Origin of the sequence: Neoroseomonas rubea (genome assembly GCF_016106015.1) — a bacterium.
Lineage (GTDB): Bacteria > Pseudomonadota > Alphaproteobacteria > Acetobacterales > Acetobacteraceae > Neoroseomonas > Neoroseomonas rubea.
Map to the genome: position 1 here is coordinate 1 of NZ_JACADQ010000491.1, position 2152 is coordinate 2152.

Annotated in this window: 4 protein-coding genes; 2 read left to right on the forward strand and 2 right to left on the reverse strand. The window is 73.2% G+C overall.

Translation table 11 applies throughout. The annotated features are described in order from the left end of the window. A partial coding sequence (locus HW577_RS24045) for a hypothetical protein (RefSeq protein ID WP_198378626.1) occupies positions 1-204 on the reverse strand: 204 nt, incomplete at its 3' end. Between the two features lie 133 nt (positions 205-337). Here HW577_RS24045 and HW577_RS24050 point away from each other — a divergent pair. Both HW577_RS24050 and HW577_RS24055 read left to right on the forward strand, forming a co-directional pair. Next, a complete protein-coding gene (locus tag HW577_RS24050; RefSeq protein WP_198378627.1) occupies positions 338-745 on the forward strand; it encodes a hypothetical protein in 408 nt (135 codons plus the stop codon). Continuing rightward, a complete protein-coding gene (locus HW577_RS24055) occupies positions 742-957 on the forward strand; it encodes a hypothetical protein (protein ID WP_198378628.1) in 216 nt (71 codons plus the stop codon). Before HW577_RS24050 ends, HW577_RS24055 begins: the two co-directional genes overlap by 4 nt. 351 nt (positions 958-1308) lie before the next feature. Here HW577_RS24055 and HW577_RS24060 read toward each other — a convergent pair whose 3' ends face one another. Then, a complete protein-coding gene (locus tag HW577_RS24060; protein ID WP_198378629.1) occupies positions 1309-2076 on the reverse strand; it encodes a DUF6065 family protein in 768 nt (255 codons plus the stop codon). Positions 2077-2152: the final 76 nt, after the last annotated feature.

Consider the following 2152-nt stretch of genomic DNA (forward strand, 5'->3'; position numbering starts at 1 on the left):
CGCCGGCGCCGTGCTGGACCAGAGCAGGCCGGCCAGCAGGCGACGCGGCATGCGGTGCCCGGGGGCGAGGGCGAGCAAGGCGAGCAGCGCCCTCGGCCGCGCGCCGCCGGGCAGCAGGCAGGCGCCGTCGGCCGCGGTGAGTTCGAGCCTGTCGCCGAGGCGTAGGCGGGCCCGAAGCGCGGGCGCGGCGGCAACGCTGGGCAATCCCGGGGCTCCTCTCCCTGGCCGGGCGCCGACGCTGTTCCGACGCCCTCCGACGCCGAAACGATGCCCCCGGCGAGCCGCGCCGCAGAATCAATTTCCTGCAACGGAACGATCATTTCAGGAGGTGGGAACGATGGGCGCGAGCGGTCTGGAAGCCATGGTGGCCGACCCCGGCGCGGAAGACCGGGAGATCCTGTTCGCCCTGCTCGCGCCCTGCCTGGGCTGGGCCGAGGCAGCGGATGCGACCGAGGCGACGATGGCCTGCTTCGGCAGCTTCCTGGCGGCCGCGGAGGCGGTGGAGGCGGATCTCGCCGCGCTCCCTGCACTTGGGGAGGTGGGGGCGGCGGCGATCAAGGCGGTGCATGCCGCCGCGATATGCCTGCTTCGCCGTGCCGCCGCGGCGCGGGCGCGGCCCGTGCTGAATTCTACGGGCGCGGTGGGGGCGCTTCTCGCGACCTCGTTCGCGCGGCGCCCGGTGGGGGAGGTGCGCCCGCTGTTCCTCGACCCAGCCACGCTGGCGATGCGGGAGACAGGACGATGAACGCCTTTTCGAGAGTCGACTCCCAGCCGAGCGACGCCGGCACCAGCGGGGACGAAGCACGCCCACGGCCGACCCGCGAAGGGATCGCCGCCTGCCTCGCGCTGCTGGAGTGGGAGGCCCGGTTCCTCGGGTTGGACCTCGCCGCTTCCCTGATCGGCGCCGCGAGCCTCGAGATCACGATGTGCGACGCTGCCGGCGGGTCGAACCGATGATCCTGGACTCGATTGCCATCGGCGTGCCCCGACGCCTGTCGGGTTGCTGCGCCGGGGGTCATGGCGGGCGCGGTGCCGACCCCTGAGGATCGGGCACATCTCCGTGGGGCGCTGCGTCCGCATGGAAACAGCGGGGGTGCACTTGCGAATCAAGGCGCTGCTGCTGCCCGACGACGGCTGGACGCCGCCAGCCGGGGCATCCTCGACAACCTCGGCCAGTGGAAGGCCGAACTCGCCTCCCTCCTGGCCAGACGCTTCCATCTCGTCGGACAAGCACGCGCAGATTGCAGCAGCCGAGAGCAAACCCGATCACACTGATGCAGGGTGATCGGATAGTGCTGTAGCGGGCCATCACGCCGCGCGACGCCGGCGCCGCAACTCGGCAGCGTGGCGGCCGAGCGGGCAGGCCCCATTGCGCCGCGGCGCGACGATCGCGCGGTCATAGGCCGCCCAATCCTCCGCGGTCAGCGCCGCGAGCCCGTCCTCCGCCGCGAAGCCGTTCAGCGCCGCATCGTCATGCGCGGCGCGCGGCACCGGCTGGACCATCAGGAAGGGCGTGTCGGTGCGCAGGCAGATGGGCACGCCCGTGCGCGTCAGGCGCAGGTTGACGAAGAGCGGGCCGAACCAGGCATCGGCCTCGACCAGGCCTTCGAACAATTCGATCCCTGGGATGCGCGGCAGGTTCGCCGGCGTGCGGACCAGCAGGCTCCAGCCGGGGCGGGACTGCGCGAGCAGCCCGGACCAGAGGTTCACGAGCCCCGGTTCCGGCAGCGCGCCGAGCAGCGGCGGCGACCAGCCGCGCAGCGCCGGCGGCGCGGCGGCATCGAACCTGTCCCGGAAGCCCGGCGCCTGCGCGACGGACAGGGGATGCCAGCCGCCGGCGCCGCGCCAGGTCCACAGCACGCGCTCGCCGTCCCAGAGCAGGTCGAGGTCGATCGGTGGGAAGACCAGCCAGCCGAAGGCGGCGGCGGAGGTCGCGGCCTCGCAGTAGCGGAAGGCGCGGGTCGGCAGGGTGCCGCCGGCCGCGCGGTCGGCGCGGCGCGGCAGCGGTGCCTCGCCCGCGATCCGGACGAAGCGGGCGAGCGGCGTGGTCTCGGTGGCGGGCAGGGTGGGCTGCATCTCAGGTCTTCCTCGGTCCTGGCGCGGGGTTTGACCGGAAGAGCACACGCCTGAGCTTCAACCTGACTTGGAACTT